This is a genomic window from Rathayibacter sp. VKM Ac-2926, assembly GCF_022815565.1.
Classification (GTDB): domain Bacteria; phylum Actinomycetota; class Actinomycetes; order Actinomycetales; family Microbacteriaceae; genus Rathayibacter; species Rathayibacter festucae.
The window spans coordinates 169,645-194,128 of record NZ_JALGRS010000004.1 but is presented as its reverse complement, the minus strand read 5'-3'; the positions used below and the strand labels follow the sequence as shown (position 1 = coordinate 194,128).

Sequence of the window (24,484 nt, the reverse complement as noted above, 5' to 3'; positions counted from 1 at the left end):
AGCCCCATGGACTTCGGAGTCGTCCTCCAGACCAACCCGCCCGCCTCGCGCACCGTCGCGCTCGCCGTCCTCGCCGAGACCTACGGCTTCGACTACGCGTGGACGTTCGACTCGCACCTGCTCTGGCAGGAGCCGTACGTCATCTACTCGCAGATCCTCGAGAAGACCCACCGGATCACCGTCGGCCCGATGGTGACCAACCCGGCGACCCGCGACTGGACCGTCATCGCCTCGCTGCACGCGACCCTCAACGAGATGTACGGCAACCGCACCGTCTGCGGCATCGGCCGCGGCGACTCCGCCGTCCGCATCACCGGCGGCGCTCCGACCACGCTGAAGACCCTGCGGGAGTCGATCCACGTCATCCGCGAGCTGGCGAACAGCCGCTCGGTCGAGTACAACGGCTCGACCCTGCAGTTCCCGTGGAGCCGCGGCTCCTCGCTGGAGATGTGGGTCGCCGCCTACGGACCGCTCGCGCTCAAGCTGGCGGGGGAGACGGGCGACGGGTTCATCCTGCAGCTCGCCGACCTCGACATCGCACGCTGGATGATCCAGACGGTCAAGGACGCGGCGGCGAACGTCGGCCGCGACCCGGAGTCGCTGCAGTTCTGCGTCGCGGCACCGATGTACATCGGGACCGACCGCGCGCACATGTACGACCAGTGCCGCTGGTTCGGCGGGATGGTCGGCAACCACGTCGCCGACATCGTCGGCCGCTACGGCACGAGCGGCGCCGTCCCGCAGGCACTGACCGACTACATCGCCGAGCGCGAGGGCTACGACTACAACGAGCACGGGCGGGCCGGCAACTCGCACACCGCGTTCGTGCCCGACGAGATCGTCGAGCGCTTCTGCGTCCTCGGCACGGCCGACGAGCACATCGCGAAGCTGACGGCGCTCGCCGAGATCGGCGTCACGCAGTTCGCCGGCTACCTCCAGCACGACAACAAGGAGGAGACGCTGCGCGTGTACGGCGAGCGCGTCATCCCGGCCCTCGGCCCGCACATTGTGGCCAAGGCATGAGGTCGCCGGCCGCGACGCGCGGGGTCCTGCTCGGCGCGGCCGGGCTGCTCCTGCTCGCGGTGCTCTGGGAGGTCTACAAGGCCCTGGGGCCGGAGACGGGCGTCGTCGTCGGCGGGGTCACCGTGCTCCCGCGCACCAGCGCCATCGCGATGCCGCACCTGTGGGAGATCGCCGGGCGGCTCGTCGAGCCGGTGACCGGCGCTCGCAACGCCCCGGTGCTCTGGCTCGCGGTGCTGCAGGCCAGCGCCTTCTCGCTGGGCGTCGCGGCCGTGGGCTGGGTCGTCGGCGTGGTGGTCGGGCTGCTGCTCGCGGTGCTGATGCAGCGCTTCCGCACGGCCGAGTCCGCGGTGCTGCCGTGGATCGTGCTGAGCCAGACGGTGCCGCTGATCGCGATCGCACCGCTGGTGCGCCGCTGGGGCTCGCAGCTCGAGCTCGGCGCCTTCACCTGGGAGAACTGGATGTCGGTGGCGCTGATCGCCTCCTACCTCGCCTTCTTCCCGGTCTCGATCGGCGCGCTGCGCGGACTGAACGCGCCGTCGTCGCACCAGGTCGAGCTGATGCGCGTCTACGGCGTCGGCTGGTGGAAGACGCTGCTGCGGCTGCGCCTCCCCGCGAGCGTGCCGTTCCTCCTGCCGGCGCTGCGGCTCGGTGCCGTCAGCGCCGTGATCGGCACCGTCGTCGCGGAGGTCTCGATCGGCCTGCGCGGCGGCATCGGCCGGATGATCATCGAGTTCGCCTCCTCCGCCGGGGGAGACCCCGCCAAGCCCTGGGCGCCGATCCTGGGCGCAGTGCTGGTGGGCCTCGCGGCCGCCGGCGCCGTGGGCCTGATCGGCACCGCCCTCCGTCCGTTCCGCAGAGGGGAGCAGCCCGCATGAGCGCTGCCGAACCGGCCGTCGTCGTCGACTCCGTCACGAAGACGTTCACCACGAAGAAGAGCACGAGCGTCACCGCGCTCGACACCGTCTCGCTCGAGATCGCCGCGGGGGAGTTCGTGTCGCTGATCGGACCCTCCGGCTGCGGCAAGTCGACGCTGCTGCGCCTGATCGCCGACCTCGACGAGCCGACCTCCGGCTCGATCTCGGTCTTCGGCAAGACGGCGCGGCGGGCCCGGCTCGATCAGGAGTACGGCATCGCCTTCCAGCAGGCGGGGCTGCTGCCCTGGCGGAGCATCCGGGCGAACATCGCGCTGCCGCTCGAGCTGCACGGCGTCGGCGCCGCGGCCCGCCGGTCGCGGGTCGACGAGCTGCTGGCGCTGGTGGGGCTCGGCGACTTCGCCGACTCCTACCCCGACCAGCTCTCCGGCGGGATGCAGCAGCGGGTCGCCATCGCGCGCGCCCTCGCCGAGAGCCCCCGGCTGCTGCTGATGGACGAGCCCTTCGGTGCCCTGGACGAGATGACGCGCGAGCGGATGCAGACCGAGCTGCTGCGCATCCGGAGCGAGACGGGGGCCGCCGTGGTCTTCGTGACGCACTCGATCCCGGAGGCGGTGTTCCTCTCCGACCGCGTTGTGGTGATGTCGCCGCGACCCGGGCGGATCCGCGACGTGCTGCGGATCGCGCTGCCCGACTCCTCCGAGCGCGAGGCGGGGGTCCGCGAGGACGCCGCGTTCTTCTCGGACGTCGGGGCCGTGCGCGAGCTGCTGCACGGCGACGCCGCCGCGTTGCCGCGCGGGGTGGAGAACCGGTGAGCAGCCCCGCGCTCGCCCGGGCGGTCGTCGCCCCGCTGGTGCTCGGCGTCGTGGCGCTGCTGCTCTGGCAGGTCGGCGTCACGGCGCTCGACGTGCAGCCGTTCGTGCTGCCCTCGCCGCTCGCGATCGGGGCGGAGTTCGCGCAGAACGCGGGCTCGGTCCTGGCGGGGAGCCGGGTGACCGGCGGCAACGCGCTGATCGGGCTCGTCGCCGGGGCGGTGCTCGCGGTGCTCGTCGCCGCGGTGTCGGCGCTGGTGCGGGTCTTCGACGGGCTGACGGCGGCGATCGTCGCCGCCGCGGCCGTCGTGCCGATCGTGGCGCTCGCCCCCGTGCTCTACACGATGTTCGGCGCCAACGTGGAGACGGCCCGGCAGCTCGTGGCGGCGCTCGCGGTCTTCGTGCCGGTGTACGTCAACACGCTGCGCGGGCTGCGTCAGGCTGCTCCCGTGCATCGCGATCTGATGCGCGCCTACGCCGCGTCGCCGTGGCAGACGGCGCGGACGATCACGCTGCCCGGGGCGGTGCCGTTCTTCTTCACGGGGCTGCGGATCGCCTCCTCGCTCGCCGTGATCTCGGCGCTGGTCGCCGAGTACTTCGGCGGTCCGATCGGGGGCCTGGGCAAGTCGATCACTTCGGCGGCGTCGGGCAGCGACTACGCGCTCGCCTACGCCTACGTGCTCGGGGCCGTGCTCGTCGGCCTCGTCTTCTACTGCGTCACCGCGGGCCTCGAGGCGCTCGCACTCCGGCGCAGCCACGCGCGCTGAGGCGCGTCCCTCCACTCCCGCCGGCTCGCGCCGGACGGGCACTTCGGCTCCACCCGAACGCACCACCCGCACCACCGCACTCGCTCCACCGCACTCGCTCCATCCGCTCCACCGCTCCATCCGCACCACGGCACTGACGGCCCGTCCGGGCCGCATCCCGCACCGCACCGCACCAGGAGGAACAGTGAACAGACGCACGCGCATCGCGATGACGACCACGGCGGGGCTCGCCGCCGTCGGCCTCGCGCTCACCGGCTGCAGCGCATCCAGTGACACCGGCTCGGGAGCCTCGGGGGACTCGGGGGATCTCACGCCCGTCACCCTGCAGCTCCAGTGGGTCGCCCAGGCCCAGTTCGCCGGCTACTACGCCGCCGTCGACCAGGGCTACTACGAGGACGAGGGCCTCGACGTGACCATCGCCGAGGGCGGCGGCGACATCGTCCCGCAGGACGTCCTCGCCTCCGGAGACGCCGACTACGCGATCTCCTGGGTGCCGAAGGTGCTCGGCTCGATCGAGAACGGCGCGAACATCACCGATGTCGCGCAGATCTTCGAGCGCAGCGCCACCACGCAGATCTCGTTCAAGGACAAGGGCATCACCTCGCCCGCCGACCTCGCGGGCAAGCAGGTCGGCAGCTGGGGCTACGGCAACGAGTGGGAGCTCTTCGCCGGCATGCAGAAGGACGGCGTCGCGCTCAGCGACATCTCGCTCGTGCAGCAGCTCTTCGACATGAACGGCTTCCTCGCCGGCGACATCGACGCCGCGCAGGCGATGACCTACAACGAGTACGCGCAGGTCCTCGAGACGGTGAACCCCGACACGGGCGAGCTGTACACGCCGGACGACCTCAACGTGATCAGCTGGAACGACGTCGGCACCGCGATGCTGCAGGACGCGATCTGGGCCGACGCGGACAAGCTCTCGAGCGACGACGCCTACGCCGAGCAGACCGTCGCCTTCATCAAGGCGTCGATCAAGGGCTGGATCTACGCGAAGGACAACCCGCAGGAGGCGGCGGACATCGTCACCGCGGCCGGCTCCACGCTCGGCACGAGCCACCAGCTCTGGATGACCAACGAGGTCAACAAGCTGATCTGGCCCTCGACCGACGGCGTCGGCATGATCGACGAGGCCGCCTGGGACCAGACGGTCGACATCGCCAAGACGACGGAGAACGAGACCGGCGCGACCATCATCAGCGAGGACCCGCCGGAGACCGCCTACTCGAACGAGTACGTCGAGAAGGCGCTCGCCGAGCTCGCGGACGAGGGCGTGGACACCAGCGGCGCCGACTACGAGCCGATCGAGGTGACCCTGCAGGAGGGCGGCGCCTGACGCGTCCCCTTCCACTGACCACCCTCTCCACTCCGCAGAAGTTGCGGTAGTCGATCCCGGCTACCGCAACTTCTGCGTACTCGCCCGCAACTTCTGAGGAGTGGGGGTGCGGGGTGTCGGCGGGATCCGGGTGACCTCCGCCCGGGCGTGGCGCGGGGGACTAGGCTCGATCCTCGTGACTACTTTCAAGAAGACGCCGTTCACCGTGAACGTGCGCGACATCGTGAACCGCCCGGGGGAGATGCGCGAGCACCGTCTCGACCTCGAGGCGCCCGAGGCCTTCGGCGAGGGCATCGTCGCCGTCCGCCAGGGCGCGCCGCTCGATCTCGACGTCCGGATCGAGTCGGTGCACGAGGGCATCCTGGCCAGCGTCCAGGTGTCCGCGGAGGCCGTCGGCGAGTGCAGCCGCTGCCTCACCGACATCTCCCTGCCTGTCGATGTCGAGTTCCAGGAACTTTTCGCGTACTCTTCTGACGAAGCTTTCGACTATGAGGTTCACGACGACCACGTGGATCTTGAACCTCTGGTCAGGGATGCGGTGGTGCTGTCGCTGCCGTTCCAGCCGGTCTGCCGGCCGGATTGTCCGGGCCTCGACCCTGTCACGGGGGAGCGGCTGGCCGAGTCCTCCGTGTCCGAGCCCAAGGCTCCGCGCGACTCCAGGTGGGCCGCGCTCGCCGGGTTGGGCGAGTCGGGGACCGGTGGGGCCGCAGCGCCCGGAGCTTCCGCAGACAGTGGTGCCGGCGCCGAGCCGCGCACCGAAGACGACCGAACCTGATCAGCCCCGCCTGATCCGACCGAGCTAGAGAAGAGAGAATCATGGCTGTTCCCAAGAGGAAGAAGTCCCGCGCGAACACCCACGCTCGTCGTTCGCAGTGGAAGGCGGAGGTCCCGCCCCTGGTGAAGACCGTCGAGAACGGCAAGACCGTCTACAGCCTCCCGCACCGCGCCAAGGTCGTCGAGGACTCCGCGGGCACCGCGCTGTTCCTCGAGTACAAGGGCCGCAAGGTCGCGAACGTCTGATCCAGTCCCTCCGGCTCCGCGTCGCTCCGCGACACGAGCCGTGCGGTCCATGGTGAACCAGACCTCTGCCACACCCTCCAGCGACGACCGGTCGCGTCTGGAGGCCACGCTCGGCGTGAGCCTCGACGGTGAGCTCTTCGAGCTCGCCCTGACGCACCGGTCGTTCGCTTTCGAGCACGGCGGGCTCCCGCACAACGAGCGCCTCGAGTTCCTCGGCGACTCGATCCTCGGGCAGGCCGTGACCGTGATGCTCTACACCGAGTACCCCGCGCTGAGCGAGGGCGACCTGGCCAAGCGCCGGGCGAGCCTCGTCTCGACCGTCGCTCTCGCGGAGATCGCCCGCGGCATCGGCCTCGGCGAGCACCTCCGCCTCGGCCGCGGCGAGGAGATGACCGGCGGCCGCGACAAGTCGTCGATCCTCGCGGACACCGTCGAGGCGATCATCGGCGCGGTCTACCTCGGCACCGGCCCGGACGCCGCGCGCGACCTCGTGCTGCGGCTGATCGCCCCGTTGACCGCGGATCCGCTGCGCTTCGGCGTCTCGATGGACCCGAAGACGAGCCTCCAGGAGGCGGCCGCCGAGCGCGGCGCGCCCGCGCCCCGCTACGAGATCGCCGCGACCGGGCCGGACCACAGCAAGGTCTTCGTCGCCACCGTCATCGTCGGCGGTCTCGTCACGGCGCGCGGCGAGGGGACGAGCAAGAAGGCGGCCGAGATGGCCGCCGCCCTCGACGCCTGGACGCGCCTCTCGGCGACGGCTCCGGGTGAGCCGGTCGCCCCCGCGGCGCCGGCCGCTCCGATCGAGGGCTGATCGTGCCCGAGCTGCCCGAGGTCGAGGTGGTGCGGGCCGGGCTCGCTCCCGCCGTCACCGGCTCGCTGGTGACGAGCGTCGAGATCGTCGACGAGCGCTCGCTCAAGCGCCATGTGCACCCGCTCGGCTCCTTCGAAGGGCTGCTCGTCGGGCGGCGGCTGCGCGGCGCGGTGCGACGCGGCAAGTTCCTCTGGCTGCCGGCCGGTCGCGACGAGGCGCTGCTCGTGCACCTCGGAATGAGCGGGCAGGTGCTGCTGCGGACGGCCGACGCCGCGCTCGCGAAGCTGACCCGCATCCGGATCGGCATCGAGCATCCCGAGCACGGCGAGCTGGCCCTGCACTTCGTGGACCAGCGGATCTTCGGCTCGATGGCGATCGACTCGCTGGCTCCCACCGCGGACGGCGCGCCGGGCGGCTACGCCGGCGACGACGCGGTCGAGGGCGACTGGCTGCGGGCCGTGCCCTCGCAGGTGGCGCACATCGCCCGCGATCCGCTCGACCCGTTCTTCGACCTCTCCGCCGTCCTCGCCGTGCTGGCCCGCCGGAACAGCGGCATCAAGCGCTCCCTGCTCGACCAGACGCTGGTCAGCGGCATCGGCAACATCTACGCGGACGAGTCGCTGTGGGCGGCCGAGCTGCACCCCGAGACGCCCAGCTCGTCGCTGACCGAGGCGCGGATCCGCCGCCTGTTCGCCGAGGTCCGCTCGGTGCTCGAGCGCGCACTGGCCGAGGGCGGCACCAGCTTCGACGCCCAGTACGTCAACGTGAACGGCGCCTCCGGCTACTTCTCGCACAGCCTCAACGCCTACGGCCGGACCGGCAAGCCCTGCCCGCGCTGCGGCGAGCCGATCGTCCGCGTGCCGTTCATGAACCGCTCGTCGCACCTCTGCCCGCACTGCCAGCGCGCACCGCGCTGAGCGGCGCGGAGACCAAGAATCCAGAACCTACGTCGTCGCTCGCCTTCAGCGGGCAGCGGTGACGACCGCCTCGAGTCGCGGCCCAACCGACTCGGCCATCATGCTGATCTCTCGTTGAGCGATGCCGTTGGCCCGGGCGGACTCCTGCCAGGGCGCCAGCGACTCGGCGATGCGGACCATCCGCTCACGGCCTTCCCTCGCCGAGAGGCTGAATCCCTCAGCGAGCGCGATCAGCGCCTCCGCCTCGTCAGGCGGTGCATCGGCTCCCATGATCGAGGTGGAACGAGCACGCCACGGATCAGGGTTCGGATTCACGTCGAACGCCGGGCTCAGCCGCCACGCACCGCGCTCAGCGAGGAAGCCGTGATTCCGCAGGTGGTCGTCGGTGTTTCCGAGTGCCACGCTCGCGACGATGCGGTCGAAGAGCTCGTGATGGTCTGCGCGCGGCGAGAAGGAGAGATCGCGGATGGCGTCGGAGAGGTCGGCGTAGTCTCGGTGGTCGCCGTCGACGGCGCTGAGAGCGGTCATCGCGCTGATGTAGCCGATCCGCCGGCCGTCCTCTGTGCGGTCGAACCGGCGCAGGATCAGCACGCTGCGTTCCCCTACGCGGCTGAGTCTCCGTTGGGGCGTTCGAAGACCCGCGCGATCCAGGAGGTCCAGGGCGGTCGATTCCCAGGCCATGACGTCCCATTCGTCGCTTCCATGGGGGAACTTCGCGATCGCCAGCGAGCCGTCCTCGAGGCGCACCGACGCTTTCGGTCGCGCCCCGCCCAGACCGGTCGTCCCCGTGTCGAGAAGCTGCTTGACCGCGCGGCTCGGGTCCTCGTCCGCGGAGACGTCGTCCGCGGCACGCAGGAGCGTCGGCAGGGACAGCAGCGGGGGGACCGTCGAGGGCTCCCCGCTGAACGCTGCGCTGCCGGGAAGGCGGTAGCGGAGTCCGCCCTGCCGGGTGTCGTCACTCACGCCGAGAAGGAAGTCGACGTCGTCGAGGCGGCGGGGTGCGCGGTTCTCCTCGCGCGCGCGGATCCGCTCGGCCTTCTCGACGAGGTTCCGTCCCCAGCGGTCGGGGGCGCTGTCGGAGAAGGCACGGACGAGGCCGGTCTGATGTTGCGAGCCGCTCACGAGTGGCAGCACGGGGTCGATGCTCGTACCTCCGCTTGCGAGGTAGTCGGCGTCGTAGAGGAAGGTCGTGGAGACCTCGCCTCGCGTGCGGGTGAAGTGCGCTCGACCGACAGGCCGGGAGCGGCCGTTCTCGTCGACCAGAACGTCCACGGTGGTCATCGGGCGCGTTTCTTCGTCAGACGGCCGGCGCGCAGTCGGCCGATGTCGCTGGCGAGGGGGTCGGTAGCGGCGATGGTCTGATCGAGCACTCCGAGGGCTCGGAGGACCTGAGCGACGCTTCCGAAGCGGACACCGGGGTCACCCGCCTCGATCTTGTGCACTGTCGCGCGAGTGATGCCGGCGCGCTCCGCGACCTGCTGAGCGGTCAGGCCCAGCACCATGCGCCAGCCGCGTGCGTTCTCACCGAGCTCTGCGAGCTGCGAGTCGATTCGGTAGCCGGGCATCCTGTTCCTCCAACGCTATGGTCGGAATCCTACGCACAACGCCACGGTGTGCAAAGGAAAATGTGCATAACTGGGGAAAGGAAGGCAGGACCCGGCGAGGTCAGGCCGCGGCCTTCTCCTCCGCGGGGGTGGCGTGCTTGACGTGGGCGATGAGGTGGCCGAGGAGCGAGGCGATCAGGGTGATCGCGGCGGCGATGGCGAGGCCGAGCCAGAGGCCGACGTTCAGGGCCAGGGCGCCGACTCCGGCGCCGGCGGCGATCAGGACGACGGCGGTGGCGCGGCGGAACCAGGGCTGGCCCTTGCCGCCGCCGAGGCGGGAGTCGGCGGCGAGGCCGGTGATGGTCGAGGTGACGACGACGGTGGTGACGTCCTTGACCGCGATGTGGCGGGCGGTCGCGGCCTGGAGGCCCATCGCGAGGCCCAGGACGCCGGTGACGGTCAGGGCGAGGGGCTCGGGGTGCTCGGGGACGACGCCGAGCACGACGGCGAGCACGGTCATCAGCAGGCCGACGACGGTGAAGAGCCAGGAGGAGCGGGTGGTCCAGCCGACCTTCACCGGGCGCAGGACGCGGCCGCCGATCGCGGCGCCGAGCATGAAGCCGGCGAGGGCGATGATCGGGCCGACGATGGGGAGGTCGTCGGCGCCGGCGAGCGCCATGCCGAGGATGACCACGTTGCCGGTCATGTTGCCGGTGAAGACCCGGTCGAGGCCGAGGTAGCCGACGGCGTCGATGATGCCGGTCGAGAAGGTCAGGGCGAGCATGAGGCCGAGGTGGACGTTGTCGGTGCGCGTGCGCAGGCGTCGGAACACAGGGGTCCTGTCGTCGGAGGGGTGGGCGGGTGCCGCGAGATGCCACTTGTGAGCGCCTCCGTCGGCGTGTCGCGTACACAAGTGGCATCTCGCGGGAGGGGAGCGAGGGTGGTGCGGGGCCGATACTGCCATGGATGCGGCGGGCGGCCGGGACACGAGGGCGCAACACGGCGCCGCTACTGTCGGACGGAGTGCGGGGCGGGCCCGCGCGGAGAGGCGGCCATCGTGCAGGACGTGCAGAGGCGGGACGCGCAGGGGCGGCCTGCGCAGGAGCAGCCGGCGGTGTGGGCGGTGCAGCCCGGGGAGGGACTTCCGGAGGGGGTCGAGTACCTGCCGGCCGGTCCGGGATCGGTGCTGTGGGGGCGGCTGCCCTGCGCGAGCGACCGGGCGGTGCTCACCGTGGACTCCGGTGCGGAGGTCGTCATCGACACGCTGAGCCACGAGGGGGTCCTCGAGGATCAGGGACGCGATCCGGTCGCGTTCTTCGGGGCGCACGGTGTGGCTCCCGAGGGGGTGCTTCGCGACGCGATCGAGCTCGCCGCGGCCGGGCCCTTCCGCGACACCGCCGTCGACGGGCCGCACGTGGTGACCGGGCCGATCGCGGTGCGCGGCGCGCAGCCCGGCGACCTGCTCCGGATGACGCTGCTCGAGGCCGAGCCGCGCGTCCCGTACGGCGTGATCTCGAACCGGCACGGGCGCGGCGCGCTGCCGGGGGAGTATCCGCTGGCCGCGGGGTCGTTCAGCGCGTTCGCCCGCGTGGAGGAGGGCGACGACGGCATCCGGCGGGGCGTCCTGCCGCTGACTCCGGGCGGTGAGCGCTCGGCGCGGTTCGAGCTGCACCCGTTCCTCGGGATCATGGGCGTCGCGGTGGCGGGCGACGAGCGGCCGCACTCCGTGCCCCCGGGGGCGCACGGCGGCAACATCGACATCTCGCTGCTGACGGCGGGCACGAGCGTGTACCTGCCGGTGCAGGTGCCGGAGGCCCTCGCCTACGTCGGGGACCCGCACTTCGCTCAGGGCGACGGCGAGGTAGCGCTGACCGCGATGGAGGCGAGCCTGCGGGTGCGGGTGCGCTTCGAGGTGATCCCGCGGGCGGAGGCGCTCGCCGCGTTCGGCGAGATCGCCGGGCCGCTCGGCGAGACGGCCGAGTTCCTGGTGCCGACCGGGATGGACGAGGACCTCGACGTCGCGGTGCAGAACTGCGTGCGGGCGGCGATCGCGCTGCTCCAGGCCCGCTACGGGATGGACGCGAGCCTCGCCTACGCGTACCTCAGTGCCGCGACGGACTTCAACATCTCGCAGGTCGTCGACCTGGTGAAGGGCGTGCACGCCCGCGTGCGGACGGCGGACTTCGATGACTGAGCAGCACGTCCCTGATCCGCGCGTCACGACGCTGGAGGGGGAGCTGCCCGACGGGCTCGTCGACGCGGTGCTCGCCTACGAGGCCGCGCTCGCGGCCGACGACGTGCCGGCGCTCGCCGACGCCTTCGTCCGCGAGCCGACGACGCTGCGCGGCGACGCCGCCGGGCTGCTCGTGGGGCACGAGGCGATCACCGGGTTCCGCGGGCGGCGGGGCGGGACGCCGCCGCGGGCGCTCGCCGAGCTGCACGTGCGGGCCCTCGGGGAGGACGACGCGCTGGTCGTGACGGTGAACCTGCCGGCCCGCGGGGGGCGCGGGCTGGTGACGCAGCTGTGGACGCGGGACTCCGGAACCTGGCGGGTGCGCGCGGCGCAGGTGCAGGCGCCCGCGCCGGCGCTCGATGCGCGGGTGTGGCGGGCGGTCGGGGCGCCGCTCGTGCCCGCCTCCGCGTCGGGGCCGCTCGACGGGCTGGACGTGGCCGTGAAGGACCTGTTCGCGATCGAGGGGCAGCGGATCGGCGCGGGGATCCCCGTGCGGCTGGCGGAGGCGGTGGTCGAGCGATCCACCGCTCCTGCCGTCGCGATGCTGCTGGGCGCGGGGGCGTCGGTGCGCGGGATCGCGCAGACCGACGAGTTCGCGTACAGCATCGCGGGGCGCAACTCCGGCTACGGGACGCCGCCGAACCCGGCGGTGCCGGGGGCGATCCCCGGTGGCTCCTCGAGCGGACCCGCGACCGCGGTCTCGCTCGGGCAGGCGGCGGTCGGGCTCGCCACGGACACGGCGGGGTCGATCCGCGTGCCCGCGTCGTACCAGGGGCTCTGGGGGCTGCGGACGACGCACGGAGCGGTGCCGGTCGAGGGGCTGCTTCCGCTCGCGCCGAGCTTCGACACGGTGGGGTGGCTGACGCGGGATCTCGAGGTGCTGCGGCGGGTGGCGCGCGTCGCGCTGACCGGGCCTGCGGAGGCGCCTGCGGACGGGTTCGTCGTCTGCGACGCGCTGCTCGAGAGGGTCGACACGCCGGTCGCAGCCGCGTTCTCGGCGGTGGTCGACGGGCTCGGGGCCGAGCGGATCGAGCTGCCGCCGGTGGCGGAGATGTTCGAGGCGTTCCGGACGGTGCAGGCGGCGGAGGCGTGGGCGTCGGACGGTGCCTGGGTCGCCGCGCACCCGGGAGTGCTGGCGCCGGACGTGCAGGGGCGGTTCGAGGCGGCGGCGCGGATCGACGCGGAGACCGAGGCGGCGGCGCGGGAGCGGGTCGCGGGGTTCCGCGAGCGGCTCGACGCGGCGCTCGCCGGACGGGTGCTGCTGCTGCCGTCGGCGTCGTCGGTGGCGCCGGCGCTCGACGCGTCGGCCGAAGTCATCGATGCGGCGCGGACCGCGACCCTCGGGCTGACCTGCCTCGCGGGGATCGGCGGGTATCCGGCGCTGTCGGTGCCGCGGCTGAGCGTCGACGGGCGGCCGGTCGGGCTGTGCCTGGTCGGGCCGCGCGGGGCGGATCTGGCGCTGCTGGAGCTGGCGGCGGAGGTGCTGGGGTAGGCGGGTCTCGATACGCCCGCGATGCGGGCTACTCGACCAGCATGAAGAGGGGCCGCTCTGGTGAAGCATGTACTGCCTGGCTCGGGAGGGGTGGGTCTCGATACGCCCCTGCGGGGCTATTCGACCAGCATGAAGGGCAGCTCATGCTGGTCGAGTAGGCGCCGCAGGTGCCGTATCGAGACCTACCGACGCCGAAACATGGGCGAAACGTGTGTTGCAGTAAGGTCGGAACCTGAAACAGGTGTTTCTGCACGTCCGACTGCGAAGAAGGTGGCTCCCATTCCGACCGCGCCCGCGATCTCGACGTTCCTCCCCATCGATCCGCCGCCCCGGCTGCTGATGGGCCCCGGCCCGATCAACGCCGACCCGCGGGTGCTCCGCGCGATGTCCGCGCAGCTGGTGGGCCAGTACGACCCGTTCATGACCTCGATGATGAACGAGACGCAGGAGCTCTACCGCCGCGTCTTCGCCACGTCGAACGAGAAGACGATGCTCGTCGACGGCACCAGCCGTGCCGGGATCGAGGCCGCGCTCGTCTCGATGCTCGAGCCGGGCGACAGGGTGCTCGTGCCCGTCTTCGGCCGCTTCGGCCACCTGCTCCGCGAGATCGCCGAGCGCTGCGGCGCGGAGGTGCACGTGATCGAGGCGGAGTGGGGCCAGGTGTTCCCGGTCTCGGTCATCGCCGAGGCGATCGAGCGCGTCCGCCCGAAGGTGCTCGCAGTCGTGCACGGCGACACCTCGACGACGATGGCGCAGCCGCTCGAGGAGCTCGGCGCGGTCTGCGAGAAGCACGGCGTGCTGTTCTACACCGACGTCACCGCGTCGCTCGCGGGCAACGCGTTCGGCGCCGACGAGTTCGGCCTCGACGCCGTCTCGGCCGGCCTGCAGAAGTGCCTGGGCGGGCCGTCCGGCTCCGCTCCCGTCACCTTCTCCGAGCGCGCCGTCGCCGTGATCGAGGCGCGCAAGAGCATCGAGGCCGGAATCCGCGACGAGGGCGACGCGGTCAGCGCGCACCCGGTCCGCTCCAACTACTTCGACCTCGGCATGGTCTTCGACTACTGGGGTCCGCGCCGGCTCAACCACCACACCGAGGCCACGACGATGCTCTACGGCGCGCGCGAGTGCGCCCGGCTGATCGTCGAGGAGGGCCTCGACACCACCATCGCGCGGCACGAGCTGCACGGTGCGGCGATGCTCGCCGGCGTCCAGGGTCTCGGCCTCCGCGTCTTCGGCGACCTCGCGCACAAGATGAACAACGTCGTCGCAGTGCACATCCCGGACGGCGTGAACGGCGATGCGGTGCGCGGCGCGATGCTGGAGGACTTCGGCATCGAGATCGGCACCTCCTTCGGGCCGCTGCACGGCAAGGTCTGGCGGATCGGCACGATGGGCTACAACGCGCGCCAGGACACGGTGCTGACCACCCTCGCCGCGCTCGAGGCGGTCCTGCGCCGCGCGGGCGCGACCGTCGCTCCGGGTGGCGGGGTCGCGGGCGCGTACGGCGTCTACGACTCCGCACGGGGAGGCGCGGCGTGAGCGTCGTCGACGCCGCCGCGATCATGGCGCGCTGCGACGAGCTCGCCGCGGTGTCGAGCACCCGCGGTGCGATCGAGCGCGTCTACCTCTCTCCCGAGCACGCGCGCGTCAACGCGATGGCCGCGCGCTGGATGGAGGACGCCGGCATGCGCACCTGGCAGGACGCGGCCGGCAACCAGTGCGGCCGCTACGAGGGCGCCACGCCCGGACTGCCCGCGCTGCTGCTGGGCTCGCACCTGGACACCGTGCCCGATGCGGGGCGCTACGACGGGATCCTCGGCGTGATGCTCGCGATCGCCGTCGTCTCCCGGCTGAACGAGGCTGGGACCCGGCTGCCGTTCGCCGTCGAGGTCGTCGCGTTCGGCGACGAGGAGGGCACCCGCTTCGGCACGGCCCTGCTCGGCTCCCGCGCGGTCGCCGGCACCTGGGACGAGCACTGGTGGGAGCTGGAGGACGCGCACGGCACGACCCTCGTCGAGGCGTTCCACGAGTTCGGCCTCGACCCCTCGCGCATCTCGACCGCGGCGCGCGACGCCGCCGACGTCCTCGCCTACCTCGAGACGCACATCGAGCAGGGCCCGTACCTCGAGGAGGCGGACCGCGCCCTCGGCGTCGTCTCCTCCATCGCCGGCGCCCGCCGCTTCGCGCTCACCCTCACCGGCAAGGCCGGCCACGCGGGCGGCGTGCCGTTCGACCGCCGCCGCGACGCGCTGACCGGGGCCGCCGAGGCCGTGCTCGCCGTCGAGCGCATCGCCCGCGAGCACGGGGCGATCGCCACCGTCGGCCGCCTCGAGGCGTTCCCCGGCGCAGTCAACGTGATCCCGGGCCGGGTGGAGTTCTCGCTCGACCTGCGGGCCGAGTTCGACGACGTCCGCGACACCGTCTGGGACGGGATCGAGCACTCGATGTCGGAGTCGGCCCGCCGCCGTCGGCTCGCGCTGACCGTCGAGGAGACGCACGGAGCGCCCGCCGTCGTCGCGGCCCACTGGCTGCAGGACGTCGTCCGCACCGGCATCCGGGCGACCGGCGACGAGGAGCCGATGGTGCTGTTCTCGAAGGCCGGGCACGACGCGATGGCGATCGCCGACCTCACCGAGTACGCGATGCTCTTCGTCCGCTGCGAGGGCGGCGTCAGCCACCACCCGGAGGAGAACGTGACCGAGGCCGATGTCGCGACCGCGCTGGACGCCTTCGAGGCGGCGGTGCACGCGTTCGCCGAGGCGCGGGCAGGACGGGTGTGACCGCCTCGGCGCCGATCGCCGAGCACCGCACCGACGCCTCCGCTCCGAGCATCGGCCGCCGGATCGACGCGGGCTACGCCTCGCTGTCGCGCCAGGAGCAGCGCGCGGCCGACTTCATCCTCGACCACCTCGGCGACCTCGCCAGCTACACCGCCACCGAGCTCGCGCAGCACAGCGGAGTGTCGAAGGCCACGGTCTCGCGGCTCTTCCGCCGCCTGGGCTTCTCCAACTCGCAGGAGGTGCGCGAGCACGCGCGCGCGCTGCGCAGCTCCGGGGTGCCGGTCGGCCCGGCCTCGGCCGGTGCCCCCGCCGACGCGCTGGCCGCGCACCTCGAGAGCGAGCACGCGAACCTCCGCCGCCTCGCCACGACCTTCGCCGACGGGCGGCTCGAGGAGTCCGTCCGGCTGCTCTCCGGCGCCCGCGAGGTCGTCGTGATCGGCCTGCGCAACAGCTACCCGGTCGCGCTACACCTGCGCCAGCAGCTCGCCCAGGCGCGTGCCCGGGTGCGGATCGCGCCGCAGCCCGGGCAGTCGCTCGGCGAGGAGATCGCCGGACTCGGCGCGGAGGACGCGGTGGTGCTGGTCGGCTTCCGGCGGCGGCCCGCCTCCTTCGCGGCCGTCGTCGATGTGCTGGCCGCGCACGGGGTGCCGGTCGTGCTGCTCGCCGATGCGCACGCGCGGCGGTTCGCCGACCGCTGCGCGGTCTGGCTGGAGTGTCCGGTCGACAGCGAGGCGGCGTTCGACAGCTACGCGGCGGCGATGAGCGCCGTCGCAGTGCTGGCCGCCGGGGTGCTCGGCGCCGTGCCGCGGGAGTCGCGCGAGCGCATCGCGGGCATCAGCACCCTGTACGCCGAGTTGGCGGAGTTGGAGGAGCGGCCGTGAGCGCCGAGGCGGCCGAGCTGATCCGGGCGCACGCTCGGCATCCGGTGGGGCGGGACGAGACGGCGCCGGCGGAGGTGCTCGGCCGGGCAGAGCTGCTCACGCCGACCTGCGGCGACCGGATCGAGGTCCGGGTCTCCGGTGGCGCTGGTGCGCTGTCGGTGAGCTGGAGCGGGCGCGGCTGCGAGGTGTCGCAGGGCTCCGCGTCGCTGCTCGCGGACGAGCTCGACGGGCTCGACGCGGTGACGGTCCGCGGGCGCGTCACCGCCTTCCTCGAGGCGATGGCGGCGCACGACGCGGTGTCCGGACGCGCAGCGGAATCGGTCGCGGCCGAGCCGCTCGGCGACGAGGCGGCGCTGCTGCTGGTCGCCGCGAACCCGGTGCGCTCGGTCTGCGCGACCCTCGCCTGGCGCGCGCTGCGCGACGCGCTCGACGAGGGCGGGCTCGGATGACCGCGTCAGCCGGGTCCGTCGCGGTCTGCTCCCGAGAAGAGGTCGCCGCACTCGACCGCGAGGGCGCCGTGCCGCGCGAGGTAGTCGCGGGCCCCGGAGTCGCCGGTGAGCGCCGCCGAGAGCGGCCGCCAGTGCGCGCTGCCCAGGAGTACCGGGTGGCCGGGGCGGCCGCGGTAGGTCGCGCGGGCGAGCACCGACGGACCGACGGGGGAGTCGCGGAGGACGCGCTCGCCGACCGCGGCGGGTTCGTCCGGCAGATCGACGAGCGTCACCAGGGCGGCGTCACCGTGCGCGGCCCGCAGCCCGGTGCGCAGGGAAGCGGACAGTCCCTCGGCCCAGTCGTCGGCGACGACGACCGCTGCTCGTTCCGGCACCAGGGGGCGCGCCTCGTCGGCCTCGGCGCCGAGCACCACGAGCACGCTCCCGCAGCCGACGGCCTCGAGTCTCACCACCGCACGCTCGACCCAGCTCACGCCCGTCGGGTCGACCCGCAGCGCCTTCGGTCCGCCCGCCCGGCGCCCGGCGCCCGCGGCGAGCACCACCCCCACCACGTCCATCCGACCATCGTGCCGCACACCCGGGCCGACGAGGAGACCGCATGACCGACCCCACCACCCTCCGCGACGCGCTGCTGGCGTGCCTCGCCGTCCCGCGCTGGGCCGACGAGGTCGCCGCGGGCGCGCCCTACGCCTCGACCGAGGCTCTGGCCGCCGCGGCCGACGCGAGCGCGCGCACGCTGACGGCCGACGAGGTGGAGGCGGCGCTGGCCGACCACCCCCGGATCGGCGAGAAGCACGCGGGGACCGGACGCTCCTCCGACTTCTCCGCCGCCGAGCAGGCGTCGAGCCTCTCGCCGGACGAGGCGCTGGCCGAGCGGCTGCTGGCCGGCAACCGGGCCTACGAGGAGCGGTTCGGGCGGGTGTTCCTCATCCGGGCGGCCGGACGCGACCGATCGGAGATCGTCGCCGAGCTGGAGCGCCGGCTCGGCCTCGACGAGGACACCGAGCGCGGGATCGTCGCCGACCAGCTGCGCGAGATCACGGTCCTGCGGGTGCGCGCGCTCGGCCCGGAGACCGGCGCCGTCGTGGAGGCGGGCCGATGAGCGCGCACCGCAGCCACGTCACGACGCACGTGCTCGACGCCGTGCTCGGCCGGCCGGCGCAGGACGTGCCGGTCGCGCTCGAGGCGCGACGAGGATCCGGCTGGGAGCCGATCGCGACCGCGCGGACCGACGCCGACGGCCGCGTCGCCGAGTTCGGGCCGGCGGAACTGCCCGCGGGGATCTACCGCGTCGTCTTCGACACCGCCGCGTACTTCGAGCGCTCGGGCACCGCGTCGTTCTACCCCGAGGTGGTCGTCGCGTTCCGCCTCGAGGACACGGCCGCGCACTTCCACATCCCGCTGCTGCTGAGCCCGTTCGCCTACTCGACCTACCGGGGGAGCTGAGCGTGCAGCTCCGGGAGCTCCTCGACGCGCCGACGCTGCGGATCCGCGCCGTGCACACCACCGAGGAGGCGCTCGCGCGCGAGGTGAACTGGACCTTCACCACCGATCTGCTCGACCCGCGCCGCTATCTGGCGCGCGACCAGCTCGTGCTCACCGGGATGATGTGGCGGCGCACGGCCGAGGACAGCGAGGCCTTCGTGTCCGCGGTCGCCTCCTCCGGCGCCGTCGCGCTGCTGGCCGGCGAGGGGCTCCTGGGCTTCGTGCCCGACGATCTGGTCGCGGCTTGCCGCGCGCACGGGGTCGCGCTGTTCGCCGTGCCGGCCGACGTGTCCTTCGCCTCGATCACCGCGCACCTCTCCAATGCGCTGGCGGGCGATCGGGTCGCGCGGCTGACCGCCGGGCTCGCGCGCCAGCGGCAGCTGCTGACCGAGGTCTACCGCGGGCAGCTGCTCGACGAGCTGATCGCCCGCACCTCGACCGAGCTGGGGCGGCCGGTGCGGGTGCTGACCGCGACCGGGCGCTCCGCCGCCGCGTCCGCGGACCCGCTGAGTGCCGACGAGGTCGACCGCGTCGTGCACGCCGCCCTGACCGCGCGCCGCACCCCGGTGACGGTGCCGGACGCGCACGGAGGAGTGCTGTCGATCCTCGCCGTCGCGGGAGCGGAGGAGCACCGCGCCGCCTCGTGGTTCGTCGTCGTCGCCGGCGACTGGAACGAGTGGCACCCCTCGCTGCTCGACGCGATCACCGAGCTGACGGGCGTGATCGGGCTCTACCGGCTGCAGCGTGAGGCGGCCCTGCTCGCCGACGCGGCGCTCGCCGACCGGCTGCTCGAGCTGATCGAGGAGGACAGCGAGCAGCCGGAGACGGCGGTCTACCTCCGCCAGCTGGGCCTCGCCGGCGTCGAGCGCTTCGCGGTGCTGGCGGCCGCGGTGGACGGCGACGGCGAGCTCGCGCGCTCGGTGCTCGCGGACGCGGTGGCGCACCTGGGCCGGGCCGTGGTGGGGCGCGATGCCGACGGTGCGGTGGCGCTGGTCCCGGTGGCGGACGACGAAGCCCTGGCCGTGGTGACCGCGGCGCTGCGCCGGGCCGGCGCGGCGTTGGACGGAGCGGTGCTGCGGGTCGGAGTGAGCGCGCCGAGTCCGCTGGCCGCGCTCGGCGGGGCGCTGCGGTCGGCGCGGTACGCGCTGCGGCTGCCGTCCGCGCCGGGCGACGCGTCGCCGGTGCGGATCGGGACAGCGGGCGAGGTGACCTCGGCGGTGCAGCTGCTGAGCGCGGTGCCGGACCACCTGCGCGCGGTGTTCGTCGAGCTGGTGCTGGGCCGGCTGATCGAGCACGACGCGCGCTACAACTCGCAGCTGGTGGCGACTCTGTCGGCGTTCCTCGACTGCGGCGGCTCCTGGGTGCGCGCGGCCGAGCAGACGCACCTGCACCTCAACACGGTGCGCTACCGCATCGCCCGGGTGGAGGAGCTGACGCAGCGCGACCTCTCGAACACTTCCGACCGCGCCGACCTCTTCCTGGCGCTGCGGCTGCGCTGAGCAACCATGTCGATCGAGTAGCGCGAGCAGCGCGCGTATCGAGATCCGCCGTCGTCCGCACGCGTGGGTCTCGATACGCCCCTGGCGGGGCTACTCGACCAGCATGGAGGCGGGCCCTTCGGGTCTGCTCGACCAGCGCGGGGTCGGTCGCTTCAGCGCGGCAGCTCCTTCTTCGCTGGTCGAGTAGGGCGCGAAGCGGGCGTATCGAGATCCGCCGTTGTCTGCACGCGTGGGTCTCGATACGCCCCTGGCGGGGCTACTCGACCAGCATGAAAGGCGGGCCCTGAGGGCTGTCCGACCAGCATGAAAGGCGGGCCCTGCGGGGCTGTTCGGCCAGCGCGGAGTCGGTCTATTCAGCGCGGCAGCTCCTTCTTCGCTGATCGAGTAGCGCGCGCAGCGCGCGTATCGAGATCCGCCCACCGTTCGGACGTGTGGGTCTCGATACGCCCCTCCGGGGCTACTCGACCAGCATGAGAAAGGGCGCCGCGGCGCTCCTCGACCAGAAGTGAGGGGCCCCGGGGCTACAGAGACGGAGCGACGACGCGGCGGCCCTGCACGTGGACCGCCGCGATGGCGGGCTCGCGCAGGCCCAGGAGCAGGGCGAACAGCAGCTGGGCCGTCGCCTCCTCCGGGTCGTCGGCGCGGACGCCGAGGGCGAGCACCTCCGCGAGCGGCTCCCAGCGGTCGGGCTCGATGCGGAGGAAGTCCGCGTCCTTGCCGAGGTCGAAGTTGCCGAAGCGCTCCTCCATGTCGAGCGCGCGGGCACCGGCCAGCGTCGCGGTGAAGAGCAGCTGGGCCGGGTGCAGCGCGATCGACGCGTCGCCCTCCTCCGACAGGTGCACCTTGAAGGCGTCGTTGGCCACCCGCGCGAGCAGCCACTCGTCGCCGGCGCCGATGTCGCTGCCGAGCGCGATCGTCACGCCCGCCGCCGCGGTACGCCGCCACGGCATCGTGCCCGAGCCGAGGAACTGCTGCGAGGTCGGGCAGTGCGCGATCGAGGTGCCGGTCGCGGCCATCCGGTGCAGCTCCGCGTCCTGGCAGTGCACCGCGTGCGCGAGGATCGTCCGCCGGCCGAGCAGGGAGGAGCCGCCGCGCCGCGAGCCGGGCAGGAACAGCCCGTCGTAGGTGTCCAGGTAGCTGCGGGTGCCGAAGCTCGCGCGGACCGCCGCGATCTCGCCGTCGCCCGGCCGGTCGTTCTCGTTGAGGTGGCTGTGCACGTACACGCCGAGGTCGCGGACGCCGTCGTAGAGCTCGCCGAGCCCGGCGAGCGTCGTCGGGCTCACCGACAGCGAGAAGCGGGGGACGATCGCGACCTGCTGCAGCGCCGTCGAGGGGTCGCCGGTGTCGACCGCGTGCCAGCGGTCGACCTCCTCGGCGACGAGCGCGAGCGCCTCGTCCTCGCCGGTCAGCAGCGCCGCGGCCGACGGCGGCCCGACCGTCTGCAGTCCGCGACCCGACACCGTCCGCAGCCCCGCCTCGACACTCCGCTCGAACAGCGCGTCCTGCGCGTGCGGGAACGCCGAGCCGAAGACCATCGCCGCGGTCGTCCCGGCGCTCACCCGGCGGCGGGTGAAGGCGCGTGCGATGCGGCTCGCGAACTCCTCGTCGGCGAGCCGCGACTCCGCCGGGAAGATCGCGGTGTCGAGCCACTCCAGCAGCTGCCCGCCGCCGAACGCGTCGGTCGAGTACGTCTGCGGGAAGTGCAGGTGCGTGTCGACGAAGCCGGGCAGGAGGAACGCGCCCGCGTCGCCGGTGACCGGCCAGTCCGCGTAGTCGCGGGGGAGGGCGGCGTGCGGTCCGACCCAGAGGATCGTCCCGCTGTCGCCGACGACGAGTGCGCCGTCCGGGATCGAGACCAGGGCCGCCTCCGCCGTCTCGACGGTGGGCCGGCCGGCCACGTGCAGGACGTGGCCGCGGTGCACGCCGCGCGAACCGGCGCCCGGACCGGACCCTCCGCTCACACCAGTCCCGAGTACGCGTACCAGGCGGGCCCGGCGTCCGGCGCGTCGTCGCGGGTGACAGCGGCCTGGATCAGCCCGTACGGCCGGTCGGCGGCGTGGTAGACCTCGTTGTCGTTCTCGACGCCGAAGGGCGAGAGGTCGTAGAGGAAGTGGTGCTTGTTCGGGGCCGAGAGGCGCACCTCGACGATCTGCGGGAACTCCTCCAGCACCGCCTTGCCCATCTCGAAGAGCGTCTGCTGAAGGGCGAGCGAGTGCACGGTGGCGAAGCGGCTGATCATCAGCGCCTTCACTCCGGCGTAGACGGCCTCCCAGTCGCTCGCGGCGATCTCCTCGTCGCTGAGGGCGAAGCGCCACTTCGCGACCAGCGAGGTCGCCATCACGCGGTCCCGGGTCGGCGGGAGCACCGTGTACGGGTCGGTCAGGAAGCCGTGGAACTCCGAGCCGGTGGACTTGAGGATCGTCAGGTCCTTGAAGCCGCCGGTGATCCAGACCTGCTGCGCGTCGCCGGTGCCCTCGACGGTGACGGAGGCGATGCGCACCTCCTGGCCCTTGCGGACCCAGGTGTGGTCGTGCTCGGCGCCGTCGACCAGGACGCGCTCCCAGGCGAACTCCTCGATCTCGATCCGCGCGCCGTGCACGGTCTCGGTGCCGTCGACGAAGTGCCGGGCCAGCTCGAGGCCGTACGCCTCGATCGAGCGCAGCCCCTTCTCCTTGGCGAAGGAGTAGGCGGTCTGCTTCTGGGTGTCGGTGGGGAGGACCGCGGACTGGTCGCCGGTGAGGTGCGCGGCCGCGAAGTCGCCGCGCAGGGCGGTCGAGACGTTCACATCGTGGATCTCGTGCCGGGGGCTGTCGCGGTAGATCCGGACGACGCGGTTCTCGGCCTTCCCGTACTGGTGGTCTCCGAGGATGATCGACATGTCCGCTCCTGTTCGCGTTCGGTGGTTCGTGGGGCTCTGCGGGCGTCCGCGGTCGCGCGGCCGGGCGGTGCCCGTCTGCCAGGATGCCGCCCGCGGCGATCCCGTCGCACCGGCGGAGCACTCAGCGTCCGGCGCCCGCCTCACCCGAGTCTTGTGCGATCCGCCCGGAACCACGCCCGGAACCGCGGGAGTTCACACGGCGGAAACGTGACCGGAACACGCGGCCCGGCCCCGTCGCTGCGACTCCGCCGCCGGTGACGGCTCAGGGCCGCTCGAGCAGCCGGCCGACCGGCGCCTCGCTGCCGTCCGTGACCCGGACTCCGCCGACCCAGGTGGCCGCGACGGCGCCGCGCAGCACGCGTCCGTCGTAGGCGGAGACCTTGTTCTTGTGCGAGAGCGCGTCGACGTCCACCGGCGACGCCGCCTCCGGCTCGAACGCGACCAGGTCGGCGTCCGCTCCGGCGCGCAGCAGCCCCTTCTGCCCGAGCCCGGCGAAGGCGGCGGTCGCCGTCGACATCCAGGCGACGACCTGCTCCAGCGGGATCCCGCGCTCGCGCGCGCCCGTCCAGACCGCGCGGAAGCTCAGCTCGAGCCCGGAGATGCCGCCCCAGGCGAGGCCGAAGTCGCCGTCGTGCGCGAACTTGAGCTCGGCCGTGGCGGGGGAGTGATCGGAGGCGATCAGGTCGATCGTGCCGTCGAGCAGGCCCTTCCAGAGCAGCTCGCGATTGCGCTCGTCCCGGATCGGCGGGCAGCACTTGAACTGCGTGCCGCCGTCGGGGATCGTCTCCGCATCGAAGGTGAGGTAGTGCGGGCAGGTCTCCGCGGTGATCCGCAGCCCCTCGGCCTTCGCCTCGCGCAGCAGCGGCAGCGCCTCGGCGGAGGACAGGTGCAGGATGTGCGCCCGCCCGCCCGTCTCGCGGACGGCCTGGATCACGCTCGCGATCGCCGAGTTCTCGGAGGCGGGCGGCCGGGAGTCGACGAAGGCGTCGTAGGAGGTGCCGCCGGCGTTGGCGCTCGCCTCGAGCTCGTCCGGGTCCTCGGCGTGCACGATCAGCAGGCCGTCGAACGCGGCGATCTCGGCCATCGCCGCGAACAGCTGCTCGGTGCTGAGGTGCGGGAACTCGTCGACGCCGCTCGGCGAGAGGAAGCACTTGAAGCCGAAGACGCCCGCGTCGTGCAGCTCGCGCAGGGTGCCGAGGTTCTCCGGGATCGCCCCGCCCCAGAAGCCGACGTCGACGAGCGCCTGCGGACCGGCCGCGGCCTTCTTGGCGCCCAGCCCCGCGACGGTGGTGGTCGGCGGGATCGAGTTCAGCGGCATGTCGATGATCGTGGTGACGCCGCCGGCCGCTGCCGCACGAGTGGCGGAGGCGAAGCCCTCCCACTCGGTGCGGCCGGGCTCGTTCACGTGCACGTGGGTGTCGACGATCCCCGGCAGCAGCACCTGGCCGGCGGGGAGGACGACCTCCTCGAGGGTCTTCCAGGGCGCGTCGATGTCGCCGACGGCGACGATGAGACCGCCCGCGACGGCGACGCTGGCGGGCCGCGTCCCGTTCTCGGTGAGGACGGCGGAGGAGCGGATCACGAGGTCGAGCGAGGGGGAGTCGTCGGGCATGGGTTCGACCATATACTCGGCATGTTTCCCGCGTGTGAGCGCCCGCCGGCCGCACGACCCGGCTCTGCGCCCTCCC

At 72.9% G+C, this 24,484-nt stretch carries 25 protein-coding genes; 18 read left to right on the top strand and 7 right to left on the bottom strand.

Annotated elements, in window-relative coordinates; translation table 11 throughout:
* Window positions 1–6: 6 nt before the first annotated feature.
* The 9 genes from MT351_RS07115 to mutM all read left to right on the top strand — a co-directional run bounded on the left by MT351_RS07115 (window position 7) and on the right by mutM (window position 7,558).
* Window positions 7–1,023: a TIGR03842 family LLM class F420-dependent oxidoreductase gene (locus tag MT351_RS07115; RefSeq protein WP_243581724.1), complete on the top strand. Its 1,017-nt coding sequence runs from the start codon at window positions 7–9 to the stop codon at window positions 1,021–1,023.
* The gene (locus tag MT351_RS07110) at window positions 1,020–1,898 is read left to right on the top strand and encodes an ABC transporter permease (protein WP_243581723.1); all 879 of its coding nucleotides are present in this window, start codon (window positions 1,020–1,022) and stop codon (window positions 1,896–1,898) included. Before MT351_RS07115 ends, MT351_RS07110 begins: the two co-directional genes overlap by 4 nt.
* A complete protein-coding gene (locus MT351_RS07105; protein ID WP_243581722.1) occupies window positions 1,895–2,710 on the top strand; it encodes an ABC transporter ATP-binding protein in 816 nt (271 codons plus the stop codon). The genes MT351_RS07110 and MT351_RS07105 overlap by 4 nt, the downstream gene beginning before the upstream one ends.
* A complete protein-coding gene (locus tag MT351_RS07100; protein ID WP_243581709.1) occupies window positions 2,707–3,474 on the top strand; it encodes an ABC transporter permease in 768 nt (255 codons plus the stop codon). Before MT351_RS07105 ends, MT351_RS07100 begins: the two co-directional genes overlap by 4 nt.
* 184 nt (window positions 3,475–3,658) lie before the next feature.
* Window positions 3,659–4,810: an ABC transporter substrate-binding protein gene (locus MT351_RS07095; RefSeq protein WP_243581707.1), complete on the top strand. Its 1,152-nt coding sequence runs from the start codon at window positions 3,659–3,661 to the stop codon at window positions 4,808–4,810.
* A gap of 175 nt (window positions 4,811–4,985) precedes the next feature.
* Complete coding sequence (locus MT351_RS07090) at window positions 4,986–5,585, top strand: DUF177 domain-containing protein (protein ID WP_374204757.1); 600 nt, start codon at window positions 4,986–4,988, stop codon at window positions 5,583–5,585.
* Window positions 5,586–5,626: 41 nt separating this feature from the next.
* A complete protein-coding gene (rpmF, locus tag MT351_RS07085) occupies window positions 5,627–5,830 on the top strand; it encodes a 50S ribosomal protein L32 (RefSeq protein ID WP_123445680.1) in 204 nt (67 codons plus the stop codon).
* Window positions 5,831–5,879: 49 nt separating this feature from the next.
* Window positions 5,880–6,641, top strand: coding sequence for a ribonuclease III (rnc, locus tag MT351_RS07080; RefSeq protein WP_123703197.1), 762 nt, complete (start codon window positions 5,880–5,882; stop codon window positions 6,639–6,641).
* Between the two features lie 2 nt (window positions 6,642–6,643).
* Window positions 6,644–7,558: a bifunctional DNA-formamidopyrimidine glycosylase/DNA-(apurinic or apyrimidinic site) lyase gene (gene mutM / locus MT351_RS07075; RefSeq protein ID WP_243581706.1), complete on the top strand. Its 915-nt coding sequence runs from the start codon at window positions 6,644–6,646 to the stop codon at window positions 7,556–7,558.
* Window positions 7,559–7,603: 45 nt separating this feature from the next.
* Here the strand turns inward: mutM and MT351_RS07070 are convergent, their stop codons facing one another.
* The 3 genes from MT351_RS07070 to MT351_RS07060 all read right to left on the bottom strand — a co-directional run bounded on the left by MT351_RS07070 (window position 7,604) and on the right by MT351_RS07060 (window position 9,934).
* Entirely contained in the window at window positions 7,604–8,839 is a 1,236-nt protein-coding gene (locus tag MT351_RS07070; RefSeq protein ID WP_243581705.1) for a type II toxin-antitoxin system HipA family toxin, read from the bottom strand.
* Complete coding sequence (locus MT351_RS07065) at window positions 8,836–9,123, bottom strand: helix-turn-helix domain-containing protein (RefSeq protein ID WP_243581704.1); 288 nt, start codon at window positions 9,121–9,123, stop codon at window positions 8,836–8,838. Before MT351_RS07065 ends, MT351_RS07070 begins: the two co-directional genes overlap by 4 nt.
* 100 nt (window positions 9,124–9,223) lie before the next feature.
* Window positions 9,224–9,934 carry a YoaK family protein gene (locus MT351_RS07060; RefSeq protein WP_308197719.1) on the bottom strand — a complete coding sequence of 237 codons (711 nt, stop codon included), beginning with the start codon at window positions 9,932–9,934 and terminating at the stop codon, window positions 9,224–9,226.
* 234 nt (window positions 9,935–10,168) lie between these two features.
* On the opposite strand from MT351_RS07060, the gene MT351_RS07055 reads away from it, so the two are divergent.
* The 6 genes from MT351_RS07055 to MT351_RS07030 all read left to right on the top strand — a co-directional run bounded on the left by MT351_RS07055 (window position 10,169) and on the right by MT351_RS07030 (window position 16,934).
* On the top strand, window positions 10,169–11,296 hold the full coding sequence (locus tag MT351_RS07055) for an acetamidase/formamidase family protein (protein WP_243581843.1): 1,128 nt from the start codon (window positions 10,169–10,171) through the stop codon (window positions 11,294–11,296).
* Window positions 11,289–12,827 carry an AtzH-like domain-containing protein gene (locus MT351_RS07050; RefSeq protein ID WP_243581703.1) on the top strand — a complete coding sequence of 513 codons (1,539 nt, stop codon included), beginning with the start codon at window positions 11,289–11,291 and terminating at the stop codon, window positions 12,825–12,827. The genes MT351_RS07055 and MT351_RS07050 overlap by 8 nt, the downstream gene beginning before the upstream one ends.
* A gap of 339 nt (window positions 12,828–13,166) precedes the next feature.
* Window positions 13,167–14,363, top strand: a complete 1,197-nt coding sequence (locus tag MT351_RS07045) for an alanine--glyoxylate aminotransferase family protein (protein ID WP_243581842.1) — start codon at window positions 13,167–13,169, stop codon at window positions 14,361–14,363.
* Window positions 14,360–15,604 (top strand): allantoate amidohydrolase, encoded by a 1,245-nt coding sequence (locus MT351_RS07040; protein ID WP_243581702.1) that lies wholly within the window; start codon window positions 14,360–14,362, stop codon window positions 15,602–15,604. The genes MT351_RS07045 and MT351_RS07040 overlap by 4 nt, the downstream gene beginning before the upstream one ends.
* A complete protein-coding gene (locus tag MT351_RS20250; RefSeq protein WP_243581700.1) occupies window positions 15,601–16,485 on the top strand; it encodes a MurR/RpiR family transcriptional regulator in 885 nt (294 codons plus the stop codon). The genes MT351_RS07040 and MT351_RS20250 overlap by 4 nt, the downstream gene beginning before the upstream one ends.
* A complete protein-coding gene (locus MT351_RS07030; RefSeq protein ID WP_132437802.1) occupies window positions 16,482–16,934 on the top strand; it encodes an iron-sulfur cluster assembly scaffold protein in 453 nt (150 codons plus the stop codon). The genes MT351_RS20250 and MT351_RS07030 overlap by 4 nt, the downstream gene beginning before the upstream one ends.
* A gap of 5 nt (window positions 16,935–16,939) precedes the next feature.
* Here MT351_RS07030 and MT351_RS07025 read toward each other — a convergent pair whose 3' ends face one another.
* Window positions 16,940–17,491 carry an NTP transferase domain-containing protein gene (locus MT351_RS07025; RefSeq protein WP_243581699.1) on the bottom strand — a complete coding sequence of 184 codons (552 nt, stop codon included), beginning with the start codon at window positions 17,489–17,491 and terminating at the stop codon, window positions 16,940–16,942.
* A gap of 41 nt (window positions 17,492–17,532) precedes the next feature.
* On the opposite strand from MT351_RS07025, the gene uraD reads away from it, so the two are divergent.
* Genes uraD through MT351_RS07010 form a run of 3 tightly spaced genes read left to right on the top strand, consistent with a single transcriptional unit; the run spans window position 17,533 to window position 19,918 of the window.
* Window positions 17,533–18,036, top strand: a complete 504-nt coding sequence (uraD, locus tag MT351_RS07020) for a 2-oxo-4-hydroxy-4-carboxy-5-ureidoimidazoline decarboxylase (RefSeq protein ID WP_243581696.1) — start codon at window positions 17,533–17,535, stop codon at window positions 18,034–18,036.
* Entirely contained in the window at window positions 18,033–18,380 is a 348-nt protein-coding gene (gene uraH, locus MT351_RS07015; protein ID WP_243581695.1) for a hydroxyisourate hydrolase, read from the top strand. Before uraD ends, uraH begins: the two co-directional genes overlap by 4 nt.
* Before the next feature lie 2 nt (window positions 18,381–18,382).
* On the top strand, window positions 18,383–19,918 hold the full coding sequence (locus MT351_RS07010) for a helix-turn-helix domain-containing protein (RefSeq protein ID WP_243581693.1): 1,536 nt from the start codon (window positions 18,383–18,385) through the stop codon (window positions 19,916–19,918).
* Window positions 19,919–20,439: 521 nt separating this feature from the next.
* Here MT351_RS07010 and MT351_RS07005 read toward each other — a convergent pair.
* The 3 genes from MT351_RS07005 to allB form a co-directional block, all read right to left on the bottom strand.
* Window positions 20,440–21,879 (bottom strand): amidohydrolase family protein, encoded by a 1,440-nt coding sequence (locus tag MT351_RS07005; protein WP_243581691.1) that lies wholly within the window; start codon window positions 21,877–21,879, stop codon window positions 20,440–20,442.
* A complete protein-coding gene (gene pucL / locus MT351_RS07000) occupies window positions 21,876–22,796 on the bottom strand; it encodes a factor-independent urate hydroxylase (RefSeq protein ID WP_123735510.1) in 921 nt (306 codons plus the stop codon). The genes MT351_RS07005 and pucL overlap by 4 nt, the downstream gene beginning before the upstream one ends.
* Before the next feature lie 262 nt (window positions 22,797–23,058).
* Window positions 23,059–24,408, bottom strand: coding sequence for an allantoinase AllB (gene allB / locus MT351_RS06995; RefSeq protein ID WP_132437810.1), 1,350 nt, complete (start codon window positions 24,406–24,408; stop codon window positions 23,059–23,061).
* Between the last annotated feature and the right edge of the window lie 76 nt (window positions 24,409–24,484).